The sequence below is a fragment of the Oerskovia merdavium genome (assembly GCF_014836755.1).
Lineage (GTDB): Bacteria > Actinomycetota > Actinomycetes > Actinomycetales > Cellulomonadaceae > Oerskovia > Oerskovia merdavium.
This window is the reverse complement of the sequence record NZ_JACSQF010000021.1, coordinates 11,906-25,453: the sequence shown is the minus strand read 5'-3', so window position 1 is coordinate 25,453 and position 13,548 is coordinate 11,906. Positions and strand designations below refer to the sequence as shown.

Genomic DNA, 13,548 nt, shown 5'->3' with positions numbered 1-13,548 from the left:
CAGACAGCACCCGACCGGGCTGTCCGGGCCCGCACCTCGCGGCCCCGGGCAGCCCGGTCCTTCTTCCAGGAGCCTTTCCATGAGTCCTCTGCAGGATCCGATCTCCCGCCCCCGCCCCCGGCGCAGGGCCGCGTACGCCGCGATCGCGGTGGGCGCCGTCCTGGTCGCGAGCGCGCTGCCGTCCGCGGCAGCCCTCTCCGGCCCGACGACGCCGCTCACCTCGTCCGCGACTCCCACCTCGGCGTCCCTCGCCCCGTCTGAGGCCGCCGACGTGTCCCTCGCCGGCGTCCCGGCCGACGACTGGCTGCACACCGACGGCTCGACCATCGTCGACGCGGCGGGCAACGAGGTCTGGCTGACCGGCGCGAACTGGTTCGGGTTCAACGCGAGCGAGCGCGTCTTCCACGGCCTGTGGTCCGGCAACCTCGAGGCGATCACGCGCTCGATGGCCGAGCGGGGCATCAACATCGTGCGCGTGCCCGTCTCGACCGAGCTGCTGCTCGAGTGGAAGGACGGGGAGACCGTCGCGTCGCCCAACGTCAACACGTACGTGAACCCCGAGCTCGTGGGCATGGACAACAAGGAGATCTTCGACCACTGGCTCTCGCTGTGCGAGAAGTACGGGCTCAAGGTCATGATCGACCTCCACAGCGCCACGGCCGACAACTCCGGCCACGTCTATCCCCTGTGGACCCACGGGGGATTCACCGTCGAGGACTTCTACGCGGGCTGGGAGTGGTTCGCCCAGGAGTACGCGGACGACGACACGATCGTCGCGGCCGACCTCAAGAACGAGCCGCACGGCTCGCAGTCCGAGACCCTGCGCGCCAAGTGGGACGGGTCGAGCGACGCCGACAACTGGCGCTACGTCGCCGAGCAGGCCGCCGCACGGATCCTCGCGATCAACCCGCACCTGCTCATCCTCGTCGAGGGTGTCCAGGTCTACCCGAAGGCCGGCAAGACCTGGGCCGACCGCGGGCTCGACGACTTCCACAACACGTGGTGGGGCGGCAACCTGCGCGGCGCGGCCGACCACCCGGTCGACCTGGGCGCGCACCAGGACCAGCTCGTCTACTCGCCGCACGACTACGGGCCGCTCGTCTCCGCGCAGCCCTGGTTCGAGGGCGCCGACTGGGACCGTGCCTCGCTCGAGGCCGAGGTGTGGGACCCGAACTGGCTGTACCTGTGGAAGCAGGAGACCGCGCCGCTGCTCGTGGGCGAGTGGGGCGGCTTCCTGGACGGCGGCAAGAACGAGAAGTGGATGCGCGCGCTGCGCGACCTGATGGTCGACTACCGGATCAGCCACACGTTCTGGTGCATCAACCCGAACTCGGGCGACACGGGCGGGCTGCTCAACCACGACTGGACCACGTGGGACGAGGCCAAGTACGACCTGCTCGAGCCCTCCCTGTGGAAGGAGGGCGGGAAGTTCGTCTCGCTCGACCACCAGGTGCCGCTCGGCGGGGCCGGTTCGACGACGGGACGGTCGCTCGGCGACCTGTACGGCGACGGCGGCACCACGCCCGTCCCGGACACCCAGGCACCGACCGTGCCGGGGACCCCGAGCGCGACCGACGTGACGTCGTCGGGCGTGACGCTCACCTGGGCCGCCTCGACCGACGACCGGGCCGTGACCGCCTACGACGTCTACCGGAACGACGCCACGGGGGCCACGAAGGTCGCCACGACGAGCGCTCCGAACGCCACCCTGACGGGGCTGTCGGCCGCGACCACGTACTCGTTCACGGTGCGGGCGCGTGACGCGGCGGGCAACGTCTCCCCCGCGTCGGGCGCGCGGACCGTGACCACGTCGGCCGGTCCCGTGACCCCTACGGGCCAGTGTGCCGTGACGTTCTCCGCGAACGGCTGGAGCACGGGCTACACGGGGACGCTCAAGGTCACCAACACGGGCTCGACGACCCGCAACGGGTGGACCCTGACCTTCACCCTGCCGGCAGGTCAGCAGGTCACGAACGGCTGGTCGGGCACGTTCAGCCAGTCGGGCACGGCCGTCACGGTCGCCAACGCACCGTGGAACGCGACCCTGTCCCCGGGCGCGAGCGTCGAGCTCGGCTTCAACGCGAACGGCACCGGGGCGGCCCCCACGGGCTTCGCGCTCGACGGCCAGCCCTGCACGAGCGCCTGACACGCGTCGGGCTCGGTCTCGCCGCCGGGCTCGGCACGGGCGGCACCCGGACGAGCATCACGCTCGCAGGGAAGGCCTGCTCGACCTCCTGACCGGGTGCGTCGGCGACCGTCGGCCGAGACGCACCCCATCGACCTGGCCCCGTCGGACGGGCCGGAACGGCGAGGGCCCGCGAGCACCAGCTCGCGGGTCCTCGCCGTGCACGGCCTCAGCGCTGCTCGCGCGCGGCCTTCTCGGCGATGTCGGTGCGGTGGTGCGAGCCGGGCAGGACGATCTTGTCGACCCCGGCGTAGACGCGACGGCGTGCCTCCTGGAGGTCCTCGCCACGCGCGACGACCGACAGCACACGGCCACCGGCGCTGCGCAGCACGTCCTCGTCGTCGAGCGCGGTCCCCGCGTGCAGGACGTGCACGCCCTCGATCGCCTCGGCGTCGGCCACTCCCGTGATGGGGTCCCCGCTGCGGACGGCAGCCGGGTAGCCGTTCGCTGCGACGACGACGGTCACGGCCGCGTCGTCGGACCAGCGCAGGCGCGGGAAGTCCGCGAGCTCGCCGCGGGCCGCTGCGCGGAGCACCGCGGACAACGGCGTGACGAGCCGCGAGAGGACGACCTGGGTCTCGGGGTCTCCGAAGCGCGCGTTGAACTCGACCACGCGCGTACCGCGGCTCGTGAGCGCGAGGCCCACGTAGAGGACGCCGGCGAACGGCGTGCCGCGGCGCGCCATCTCGTCGATCGTGGGCTGCGCGACCCGGGTCACGACCTCCTCGGTCAGGCCGGCCGGGGCCCAGGGCAGAGGGCTGTAGGCGCCCATGCCGCCCGTGTTGGGGCCTGCGTCGCCGTCGAACGCGCGCTTGAAGTCCTGTGCCGGGGCGAGCGGGACGACGCTCGTGCCGTCCGACAGGCAGAAGAGCGAGACCTCGGGTCCGTCGAGGTACTCCTCGATCACGACCACGGGGTCGCCCGCGCCCGGACGGGGCGTCGCGAAGCAGGCCTGGGCGTGCTCGAGCGCCTCCTGGCGATCGTCGGTCACGACGACGCCCTTGCCCGCGGCGAGGCCGTCGTCCTTGACCACGTAGGGGGCACCGAACGCGTCGAGCGCGTCGGCGACCTGGTCGATGTCGGTGCACACGTGCGCGAGCGCCGTGGGGACCGACGCGGCGGCCATGACGTCCTTGGCGAACGCCTTGGAGCCCTCGAGCGCTGCGGCCTCGGCGCTGGGACCGAAGCAGTCGATGCCGGCCGCCCGCACGGCGTCCGCGACCCCGGCCACGAGCGGGGCCTCCGGACCGATCACGACCAGGTCGGCGCCCAGCTCGACGGCGAGCGCCGCGACGGCCTCGCCGTCGACCGCGCTGATCGCGTGGAGCGTCGCGAGCTCTCCGATCCCCGGGTTCCCCGGAGCGGCGTGCAGCTCGTGCGCCTCCGCGCCCGAGGCGACGGACTCCTGGGCGAAGGAGTGGACGATGGCGTGCTCGCGGGCACCCGAACCGATGACGAGGATCTTCACGGGAACGCAGTCTACCGATCGGTGCGCTGTGAGCCCGAGGCGTCCACGCACCGCAACCGGGCAGCCCTGCCGCGCGGCGCTGCCGTCGCGCCCCTCCGGAGGATCGCCGGACACAGAAGACGGACGCGACGGACCCTCGACACGAGGTCGGGGATCCGCGGCGTCCGTCCCTGTTGCGAGTCGTCCGTCAGCGCACCTGGAACATCTCCCCGTGGTCAGGAGCAGGCGCGGGGGCGGTGTCTCAGTGCAGCAGGTCGTGCAGCGGGATGATCGCGTCGCGCGACGGTCCCACCCCGATCGCCGAGACCCGCGCACCCGAGAGCTCCTCGAGCGAGCGCACGTAGGCCTGCGCGTTGGCCGGCAGGTCCTCGAAGGTCCGGCAGCCGGAGATGTCCTCGGTCCAGCCGTCGAACTCGGTGTAGATCGGCTTGGCGTGGTGGAACGCCGTCTGGTCCGTGGGCATCTCGTCGTAGCGGACGCCGTCGACGTCGTAGGCGACGCACACGGGGATCTTGGGGATGCCCGTGAGGATGTCGAGCTTGGTCACGACCAGGTCCGTGATCCCGTTGATGCGGCTCGAGTAGCGAGCGATCACCGAGTCGTACCAGCCGCAGCGTCGCGCGCGACCGGTGGTCACACCGAACTCGCCGCCGGTCTTGAGCAGGTACTCGCCCATCTCGTCGAAGAGCTCGGTGGGGAACGGACCCTCGCCCACCCGGGTCGTGTAGGCCTTGATGACGCCGATCACCGACGAGATCTTGGTGGGGCCGACGCCCGAACCGGTCACCGCGCCGCCCGCCGTCGCGTTCGACGACGTCACGAACGGGTAGGTGCCGTGGTCGACGTCGAGCATCGTGGCCTGGCCGCCCTCGAAGAGGACGTTCTTGCCCGCGTCGAGCGCCTGGTTGAGGATCAGCGACGTGTCCGCGACCATCGGCTTGACGCGCTCGGCGTACGCGAGGAGCTCCTCGACGGTCTCGTCGACCGTGATGGCCCGACGGTTGTAGACCTTGACCAGCAGGTGGTTCTTCTGGTCGAGCGAGCCCTCGATCTTCTCGGCCAGGATCTTCTCGTCGAACAGGTCCCACATGCGGATCCCGACACGGTTGATCTTGTCGGCGTACGCCGGCCCGATCCCGCGCCCGGTCGTCCCGATGCGGCGCTTGCCGAGGAACCGCTCGCTCACCTTGTCCATGGTGCGGTGGTACCCGGTGATGACGTGCGCGCTCCCGGAGACCAGGAGGCGCGAGACGTCCACACCGCGCGAGATCAGGTCGTCGAGCTCCTGGAAGAGCACCTCGATGTCGACGACCACGCCGTTCGCGATGACGGGGGTCACGCCCGGCGAGAGGATGCCGGAGGGCAGCAGGTGCAGGGCGTACTTCTCGTCCCCGATGACGACCGTGTGCCCGGCGTTGTTGCCGCCGTTGAACTTGACCACGTAGTCGACCCGCGAACCGAGGAGGTCGGTCGCCTTGCCCTTGCCTTCGTCGCCCCACTGGGCACCGATGAGCACCACGCCTGGCATGGATTCCCCACTTTCAGACTGCCTGTTCCTCGGACCGGGTCACGGACCAGCACCGACCGGCACGTACAGGGGACAGACCGGCCGGTGAACGGCGGCACGCGTCGTCGACGGTTGTCGATGCGTGTCGCGTCTCGTCGGCGGGTCCTCTGCGGGCCCGAGGCACGTCCGGGCGGCAGTCACCCGGAAGCCGGGACGAGTTTACCTGTCCTTGCCCTGGACGGCTCCCCTGGTCCACGAGGCAGGCTCCACGTGTCCGACGGCGCCGCCCCCGTCCCGGTCCGGTGCGGATCACGGGCACGCACCCCGGGCACCCCGGGCGACGAACGACGGGGGCGCGACGGGGCGACGGGGTGCGCCGCCGAGGAGAGACGTCCCGAGGACGTCCTGGCTGCGTCAGACGACGAGCGCGGCGACCTCGTCGACCGAGGTGCCCGAGTCGACCAGGAACTGGGCGCAGCGGTCGGCCTCGTCGGTCTCCCCGATGAGCGCGGCGGCGCGGTGCAGCGCGAGCAGCGCCCGCAGGAATCCCTGGTTGGGCTCGTGGTCGGCCGGGATCGGGCCCTGACCGCGCCAACCGGCCCGACGCAGCGCGTCGAGGCCCCGGTGGTACCCGGTGCGCGCGAACGCGTACGCGGTCACCGGGGCGTGCTCCCCGCCGTCCCGCAGCGTGGCTTCGGCCAGGACCGCCCAGAGCAGCGAGGACGAGGGGTGGGCGGCCGCGAGCCCGAACGGCTCGTCGCCGCGGGCGAGGCCGGCGACGACGTCCGGCTCGGCGGGCAGACGCACCGGAGGCGGTCCGTCGAGGAGGTTGGGGCGCACAGGTGTGGTCGACATCCGTCGATTCTCGCAGGCCCCTGACGAGCGCATGTGCACCGAGACGCGCACCCGCCTAGAGTCAGGACCATGATCGAGATCTCCACCTCCCCCGCGACGACCACTCTCGTCATCGCAGGGGACCTCGATCTCGCCGAACGGGACCAGTTCCCCGAGATCGCCGCCCGCGTCGTCGGACTACGACGCCAGCTCCTGGTGATCGACATGTGCCGGGTGACCTTCATGGACTCGACCGGCGCGGCGTTCCTCATCTCGCTCGCCGACTCCGGGCGCAAGCGGGGCGGTGCGACCGTCCTGCGGGGGTGCGACGACCGGGACCTGTTCGTCCTCGAGGTGTGCGGCGCGCTCGACCTCTTCCGGATCGACGTCGACCACCGCTGCGACCCGCCGGCGGGGGCCAACGCTTCCTGACCGGTCCCTCGACCGCCCGTCCCGCCTGCGCCTGACCGGGCCTCAGTCCGAGGCGCTCGACGTCCTGTCCGGGCGTTCCCCGAGCGGGCGCAACCGCGCCCACACGAGTTTGCCCGAGCCCGCAGGACGCCAGCCCCAGTCCGCGAGGCGCTCGACGATCTGCATCCCGAACCCGCCCATCCGGTGCGCGTGCCCGTCCGTCGAGACGGGCGGTGCAGGGTTGGAGTCCTCGACCTCGACGCGCAGGCCGTCCCCCGTGTCGAACAGGCGCAGCGCGAGGTGGCCCCAGCCGTGCAGGACCCCGTTGGCGACGAGCTCGGACACCACGAGCTCGGCGTTGGCGCTGTCGCCCAGGTCCCACGCCTGGCACGTGCGCAGCACGGCATGGCGTGCGCGCCCGATCGACGCGGGCTCGCTCGGCAGGAGCCAGCGACGGCTGCGCGGGCTCAGGGCCGAGGTGACGGGGTCCGAGACCGGGTCCGGGATCCGCACGACCACGAGCGCCACGTCGTCCTCGGGGGCGTCCGCGAGGCGCGAGAGGAGCTCCTCGCCGATGCCTGCCGAGTCGATGGCCGTGATCGACCGGGTCGCCTCCACGAGGGCATCGAGCCCCACGCGCAGCGCACGGTCGCGCCGCTCGATCAGCCCGTCCGTGTAGAAGAGCAGGACGTCGCCGGGCTCGAGCTCGACCCGGCCCGTCGCCCGGGTGCCGGTGCCGAACCCGACGAGCGAGCCGCCCGCCTCGTTGAGCTGGGTCACCTCGCCGCGGCGGAGCAGCAGGGGCGGGAGGTGGCCTGCGCGCGAGTACTCGATCGCCCAGCTCTTCGCGTCGTCGCCCGGGCCGTCCGAGTCATCGCTGCCTGTCGCGCCGGCGTCGAGGACCGTCGCGTCCTCCTCGAACGTCTCAGGGTCGAGCTCGGACGCCCGGGTCGCGGACGGCACGGCCGAGCGGTGCGTGAGCGCCGCGTACACGAGGCTCGCGGACCGCGGGATGCGCATCCCCACCACGAGCTGGTCGACCCGCTCGAGCACGGGCCCCGGGGTCGTGAGCTCGTACGCGTACGAACGGACCACGGACCGCAGCTGACCCATCGCGGCGGCGGCCTCGACGTCGTGGCCCACGACGTCGCCGATCACCAGGCCGACGACGTCGGGAGAGATCTGCAGGACGTCGTACCAGTCGCCGCCGACCTGCGCGTGCTCGGAGTTGGGCGCGTAGTAGGTCCACACGTCGAGCCCCGTGACGTCCGCCTGCTCGGGCAGCATGGCGCGCTGGAGCGTCTCGGCGAGCCGGTGCTCGCGGGCGTACAGACGCACGTTGTCGATCGCGAGGCCCGCACGACGCGCCAGCGCTTTCAGGACCGCCTGGGCCCCCGACGCGTCGGGGGCCGTCGTGACCGACGCCGGCAGCCCGCTCGTGGCGAGCAGCCCCAGGACGCGCCGACGGCCTGCGATCGGGTGGAGCAGGACGGATTCGGGCGCCTCGGCGCTCGCCGAGGTGCGCTGCCGCACGTCCCGGCTCAACCAGCTCGACGCGGACCACTGCGGGTAGTCGGCCGTCAGGTCCAGGCGGACCGGACCGTCGATCCGTCCGTCGAGCAGGTCCTGCACGGTGTCCTGCAGGTCGATCACCGTGCCGGGCACGAGCCCCGCGGGACCCGTAGCGTCACCGAGGGCGTCCGTGAGCCCCATGGCCCCCTCCACGGCGCCGGCACCGTCCGCGATGTACCGGCCGTGGCGCTGCCCGCGTCCGCTCGGCGGGGTCGTCGTGTCGATGCCCTCGGCGTAGCGCAGCCCGTCGTCGTTCATGTAGAAGCCGGCCCACCCGACGAGCGCCCCCTCGAGGACGTCGCAGATCTCTCGCAGCGCGAGCGGGTAGTCGAGGTCGTTGAGCAGGTCCGAGGTCTCGGTGATGATCGCGAGGCTGACGCGCTCCCGGCGCTCGAGCTCGAGCGACGCGAGCTGCGCCGCGGAGCGGTCGATGTGCTCGGTGACGTCGATCATCACGCCGATCCAGTGGGTGATCTCGCCCTCGGCCTCGTCGACCGGGGACAGCGAGACCTGCGTCCACAAGGGCGTGCCGTCGTGCCGGTCGCTGCGGACCGTGCGCGTGACCTCGTGCCCCTCGAGCACCGCGGCCCGGAACTGGTCGGCTTCGCCCGGGTCCGCGAGAAGGTCCGCGAGGAACCGCGGGCTGCGCCCCAGGACCTCGTCGGCCGTGTATCCCGTGAGCCGGCAGAAGGCGTCGTTGACCCAGGTCATCGGCATGCCCTCGGACCGACGGCCGAGGAGGAAGGAGGCGATCCCGGACCGCTGCGCGGCGCGCGCGAAGATCTCCGGACCACCCGCCGGCAGGGAGGCCCCGGCCGCGCGCGGACCGCGGGCCCAGGAGCCCAGCCCGAGGCTCGACGAGCCGACCATTCCCACCTCCGACCGAGATTGCCGTGAGCGCGTTACTGTCCCGAGTGGACATTCAACCGTAGATTGGTGATCTCCGAGACCTGTGCGGGTCCGGTCCACGCTGGGAGGAGCAACGTGCGCGACGGTAACACCACGGTTGGTAGCGAGCCTGACGACCCCGCGACCGGGTCGAGCAACGTCGTGACGGAGCAGTCCGACCCTGCGAGCGTTCACGTCATCGTCGGGGCGACACGCGCCCGCATCGTGCTGTCGGGCGAGATCGACGCCGATCTGGGCCCGGACCTGCTGGACGCGACCGCGGACGCCGAGGCCACGGGCCTCCCCGTCGAGATCGACGCGCACCACGTGACCTTCATGGACTCCTCGGGCGTGGCGTTCCTCGCGCGGCTCGCGACCCGCGGGCCGCATCGCGTCCGGGTGCTGCGCGCTCCCCCGACCGTCCGCTTCCTGCTCGAGGTCACGCGCATCGGGGACATGCTCGACATCGTCGACGAGGACCCCGGTTTCGACCTGCCCGACGGCGTCACGCACCTCAACGGGAGCCGTCGCCTCCCGCGCACCGACCGCTGAGGACGACCGCCCGACGGTCGCTCCGCCGTCGGGCGCCCCTGGCGGGCCCCGCGACACGCAGCAGGCCCCGGTCCTGACGGACCGGGGCCTGCTGGCACTTCTGGTGGCGGGAGGCTCCCGCCGGGCTCACCGCCCTCGCGGGCGGCTCAGCGAGCCGTTCAGCGGATCTTCTGGCCCGCGGAACGCAGCTGCTGCGACGCCTCGACGATGCGCTGAGCCATGCCGGCCTCGGCAAGCTTGCCCCAGGCGCGCGGGTCGTAGGCCTTCTTGTTGCCCACCTCGCCGTCGACCTTCAGGACGCCGTCGTAGTTGCGGAAGATGTGGTCGACGACCGGACGCGTGAACGCGTACTGCGTGTCCGTGTCGATGTTCATCTTGATGACGCCGTTGTCCACGGCCTCCGTGATCTCCTCGGCCGTGGAGCCCGAGCCGCCGTGGAAGACGAGGTCGAACGGGTTCTCCTTGCCGATCGCGTCGCCGACGGCCTTCTGGATGTCCGCGAGGATCGACGGACGCAGCTTGACCGCACCCGGCTTGTAGACGCCGTGCACGTTGCCGAACGTGAGAGCCGTCAGGTAGCGGCCCTTCTCGCCCGCACCGAGGGCCTTGACCGTCGCGAGACCGTCCTCGACCGTCGTGTAGAGCTTGTCGTTGATCTCGGCCGTGTGGCCGTCCTCCTCGCCACCGACGACGCCGACCTCGATCTCGAGGATGGTGCGCGCGGCGACGGAGAGCTCGAGGAGCTCCTCGGCGATGATCAGGTTCTCGTCGAGCGGCACGGACGAGCCGTCCCACATGTGCGACTGGAACGTGGGGAGCTTGCCGGCCTTGACCTGCTCGATCTCCAGCGCGAGCAGCGGACGGACCCAGGAGTCCAGGTTCTGCTTGGCGCAGTGGTCCGTGTGCAGCGCGATGGTGACGTCGTAGTTCTTGGCGACCTCGGTCGCGTACGCCGCGAGGGCGAGCGAACCGGTGACGCGGTCCTTGATGGTCGAGCCCGCCGCGTACTCGGCGCCGCCGACGGAGACCTGGATGATGCCGTCGGACTCGGCCTCGGCGAAGCCCTGAATGGCGGCGGTGATGGTCTGCGACGACGTGATGTTGACGGCGGGGTAGGCGAACTTGCCTGCCTTCGCGCGGTCGATCATCTCGGCGTAGACCTCGGGGGTTGCGATAGCCATCTGCAGAACTCCAATGACGGAAGGAGGTGGGTGCCGACGACACTGCCGCGCGCCCTGTTATCCCCATGATTTTGTCATGGATCCCTACCGCCGGTGTGATCCGTCCCTCTGGTGGACGTCCGTCACCACTGGTTGGGACGTCCCGGAGGTCGGGACGCCTAGGGCTCGTACGCGTGCTGCACGGCCCACGCGTGCATCGCGACGGCCGCCGCGGCCCCCGCGTTGATCGACCGGGTCGACCCGAGCTGGGTGATGTGCAGGATCTCCCGGCTCGCCTCGCGGGCCTCGGCCGAGAGCCCGCTGCTCTCCTGCCCGAACAGCAGGACGCACTCGCGTGGGAACAGGTAGCCCTCGATCGGTATCGAGCCGGGGACGTTGTCGATCCCGACGACCGGGATGCCCGCGCCGTCGTGCTGCGCCGCGGCCCACGCGAGCAGGTCCTCGACCTGCGGGTGGTGGCTCACGTGCTGGTAGCGGTCCGTGACCATCGCGCCGCGGCGGTTCCAGCGCCGCCTGCCCACGATGTGCACGCCCGCCGCGTTGAACGCGTTGGCCGTGCGCACGACCGACCCGATGTTCAGGTCGTGGCCCCAGTTCTCGATCGCGACGTGCAGGCGCCTTCCCACAGGGCGGCGCGCGTCCATGTCGGCGACGATCGCCTCGACCGTCCAGTAGCGGTAGGCGTCCACGACGTTGCGCCGGTCGCCGTGCTCGAGCAGCTCGACGTCGTAGCGCTCGCCGGTCGGCCAGGCGGCCCGACCGCCGGGCCAGGGGCCCACACCCACCTCGACCTGGTCCTCACCGCGGGGGTGCGTGGTCTCGTCCGGTGCCTGGGTCACGGAGGGCGCTGCGGGCTGGTCGTCACGCGCGGGGCGACCCTCGTGCTGGGGGCGCGCGGAGGAGTTCGTCACGGACCCATTGTCTCCGGTGCGTCACCATGCCCCCGGATCCCCCCACGATGTTCACAGGGTGCTCCACGCCGCCCAGGTCCGTGCAGCGGGACGCCCACTACGCTGGTGGCGTGCTCACCGATCTTCTCCTGACCTCGACGCTGCCCGACACGGCCGCGGCGCTCTCCGCCGTCGACGGCACCCAGGTGGTCGCGCTGGGGCCGGACTGGCTCGACGCGCGCACCATGATCAGCGGCTTCATCGAGAGGTTCGGCGTGTACGCGGTGCTCGGCATCGTCGCCGTGGTCTTCATCGAGACGGGCCTGCTGTTCCCGTTCCTGCCCGGTGACTCGCTGCTCTTCACCGCTGGCCTCCTGGTCGCCCAGGACGAGCTCAACCTGTCGATCTGGGTCGTGTGCGCCATGATCTTCGCCGCCGCGTTCCTCGGGGACCAGCTCGCCTACCTGATCGGCAACAAGATCGGTCCGCGCCTCTTCACGCCGGACGCCCGCGTCCTCAAGACCAAGTACATCGACCAGGCTCACGACTACTTCGAGCGCTTCGGCGGACGCACCGTCATCCTGGCCCGGTTCGTCCCCTTCCTGCGGACGTTCGCCCCGGTCGCCGCAGGCATGAGCGGCATGCGCTACCGGACGTTCGTCGCCTACAACCTGGTCGGCGCGTTCGTGTGGGGCGTCGGCGTGACTCTGCTCGGCTACTGGCTCGGCAACATCCAGTTCGTCAACGACCACATCGAGACGATCCTCGTCCTCATCGTCGCCGTCTCGGTCGTCCCCGTGGTCATCGAGGTGCTGCGGGCCCGCCGTGAGTCGCAGCGGACCAAGGCCGAGCTCGCCGCGGGCGGAGCGGCCACCGCCGCCGCCGGCGCTGCGGAGAGCCCCGCCGTCGCGACCGCGGGCACCTCCGCCGTCCCGACCACGGCCGCCGTCCCGACCGACACCCCCCTGACGACCGCCGAGGCGACCACCGCCCCGGCGACGGGGTCCGAGAAGACGAAGGACGCCGTCGAGCACACCCCTGGAGAGGACCACCGATGACGCGCGTGATCGAGAGCTGGCTCACCGACATGGACGGCGTGCTCGTCCACGAGGGCCACGCCATCCCCGGAGCAGCCGAGTTCGTGCGCGCGCTGCGCGACAAGGAGCGCCCGTTCCTCATCCTGACCAACAACTCGATCTTCACGGCCCGCGACCTGCGCGCGCGCCTCGCCACCTCCGGCATCGAGGTGCCCGAGGAGTCGATCTGGACGTCCGCGCTGGCCACCGCGCAGTTCCTGAGCGACCAGGTCCCGGGCGGCAGCGCCTACGCGATCGGTGAGGCGGGCCTGACGACGGCCCTCTACGAGGCCGGCTACACGCTCACCGAGTCCGACCCCGACTACGTGGTCCTGGGCGAGACCCGCACCTACTCGTTCGAGGCGATCACCAAGGCCGTGCGCCTGATCCTGGGCGGCTCGCGCTTCATCTGCACCAACCCGGACACGACCGGACCCTCGCAGCAGGGGCCGCTGCCCGCGACGGGCGCGGTCGCCGCCATGATCACGGCCGCGACGGGCCGCGAGCCGTACTTCGTGGGCAAGCCCAACCCCATGATGTTCCGGTCCGCGCTCAACCGCATCGACGCGCACTCCGAGACGACCGCGATGATCGGCGACCGCATGGACACCGACGTCGTGGCGGGCATCGAGGCCGGGCTCTACACCTACCTCGTGATGACGGGCTCGACCAAGCTCCACGAGGTCGACACGTTCCCGTTCCGTCCCAGCAAGGTCGTCGACTCGATCGCGAACCTCGTCGACCTCGTCTGACGCACGCCCCCGGACAGCACGCTGCCCCGGTCCCCCCGACCAGCTCGGGGAGACCGGGGCAGTCGTCTACGGGGCCCCGGAGGCGCAGGGTCGGCCACGCCGAGGTCGCCCCTCGCCACGGCCCGGCAGGGCGCCCGGCGAACCGCTACCGATCGACGTCCGAGGTCGCTGCGACCGGCCGGGTAGGGGACGACGCACCGCCGGGGGGGGGGGGGGGGGGGGGGGGGGGGGG

11 protein-coding genes are annotated in these 13,548 nt (G+C 71.7%); 5 read left to right on the top strand and 6 right to left on the bottom strand.

Annotated elements, in window-relative coordinates; all coding sequences use genetic code 11:
- Nucleotides 1-79 precede the first annotated feature (79 nt).
- Nucleotides 80-2,146, top strand: a complete 2,067-nt coding sequence (locus H9641_RS16890) for a cellulase family glycosylhydrolase (RefSeq protein ID WP_191805591.1) — start codon at nucleotides 80-82, stop codon at nucleotides 2,144-2,146.
- 208 nt (nucleotides 2,147-2,354) lie between these two features.
- On the opposite strand, the gene purD is transcribed toward H9641_RS16890, so the two are convergent.
- From purD to H9641_RS16875, 3 genes are all read right to left on the bottom strand, one after another.
- The gene (gene purD / locus H9641_RS16885; protein ID WP_191805590.1) at nucleotides 2,355-3,653 is read right to left on the bottom strand and encodes a phosphoribosylamine--glycine ligase; all 1,299 of its coding nucleotides are present in this window, start codon (nucleotides 3,651-3,653) and stop codon (nucleotides 2,355-2,357) included.
- A 241-nt stretch (nucleotides 3,654-3,894) separates the two neighbouring features.
- Nucleotides 3,895-5,181, bottom strand: a complete 1,287-nt coding sequence (locus H9641_RS16880; RefSeq protein ID WP_056652581.1) for an adenylosuccinate synthase — start codon at nucleotides 5,179-5,181, stop codon at nucleotides 3,895-3,897.
- A gap of 393 nt (nucleotides 5,182-5,574) precedes the next feature.
- Nucleotides 5,575-6,015: a DUF3151 domain-containing protein gene (locus tag H9641_RS16875; RefSeq protein WP_191805589.1), complete on the bottom strand. Its 441-nt coding sequence runs from the start codon at nucleotides 6,013-6,015 to the stop codon at nucleotides 5,575-5,577.
- A gap of 69 nt (nucleotides 6,016-6,084) precedes the next feature.
- Between H9641_RS16875 and H9641_RS16870 the strand changes: the two genes are divergently transcribed.
- On the top strand, nucleotides 6,085-6,426 hold the full coding sequence (locus H9641_RS16870) for an STAS domain-containing protein (RefSeq protein WP_056652588.1): 342 nt from the start codon (nucleotides 6,085-6,087) through the stop codon (nucleotides 6,424-6,426).
- A gap of 42 nt (nucleotides 6,427-6,468) precedes the next feature.
- Here the strand turns inward: H9641_RS16870 and H9641_RS16865 are convergent, their stop codons facing one another.
- Nucleotides 6,469-8,847: a SpoIIE family protein phosphatase gene (locus H9641_RS16865; protein ID WP_191805588.1), complete on the bottom strand. Its 2,379-nt coding sequence runs from the start codon at nucleotides 8,845-8,847 to the stop codon at nucleotides 6,469-6,471.
- Nucleotides 8,848-8,961: 114 nt separating this feature from the next.
- Here H9641_RS16865 and H9641_RS16860 point away from each other — a divergent pair, with 114 nt between their 5' ends.
- The gene (locus H9641_RS16860) at nucleotides 8,962-9,417 is read left to right on the top strand and encodes an STAS domain-containing protein (protein WP_191805587.1); all 456 of its coding nucleotides are present in this window, start codon (nucleotides 8,962-8,964) and stop codon (nucleotides 9,415-9,417) included.
- Nucleotides 9,418-9,575: 158 nt separating this feature from the next.
- Here the strand turns inward: H9641_RS16860 and fbaA are convergent, their stop codons facing one another.
- Both fbaA and H9641_RS16850 read right to left on the bottom strand, forming a co-directional pair.
- Nucleotides 9,576-10,598, bottom strand: coding sequence for a class II fructose-bisphosphate aldolase (gene fbaA / locus H9641_RS16855; RefSeq protein ID WP_191805586.1), 1,023 nt, complete (start codon nucleotides 10,596-10,598; stop codon nucleotides 9,576-9,578).
- A gap of 158 nt (nucleotides 10,599-10,756) precedes the next feature.
- Nucleotides 10,757-11,437 carry a TrmH family RNA methyltransferase gene (locus H9641_RS16850; protein ID WP_191805628.1) on the bottom strand — a complete coding sequence of 227 codons (681 nt, stop codon included), beginning with the start codon at nucleotides 11,435-11,437 and terminating at the stop codon, nucleotides 10,757-10,759.
- Nucleotides 11,438-11,619: 182 nt separating this feature from the next.
- On the opposite strand from H9641_RS16850, the gene H9641_RS16845 reads away from it, so the two are divergent.
- Both H9641_RS16845 and H9641_RS16840 read left to right on the top strand, forming a co-directional pair.
- Complete coding sequence (locus tag H9641_RS16845) at nucleotides 11,620-12,546, top strand: DedA family protein (RefSeq protein ID WP_318244656.1); 927 nt, start codon at nucleotides 11,620-11,622, stop codon at nucleotides 12,544-12,546.
- Entirely contained in the window at nucleotides 12,543-13,316 is a 774-nt protein-coding gene (locus tag H9641_RS16840) for an HAD-IIA family hydrolase (protein ID WP_191805585.1), read from the top strand. Before H9641_RS16845 ends, H9641_RS16840 begins: the two co-directional genes overlap by 4 nt.
- Nucleotides 13,317-13,548: the final 232 nt, after the last annotated feature.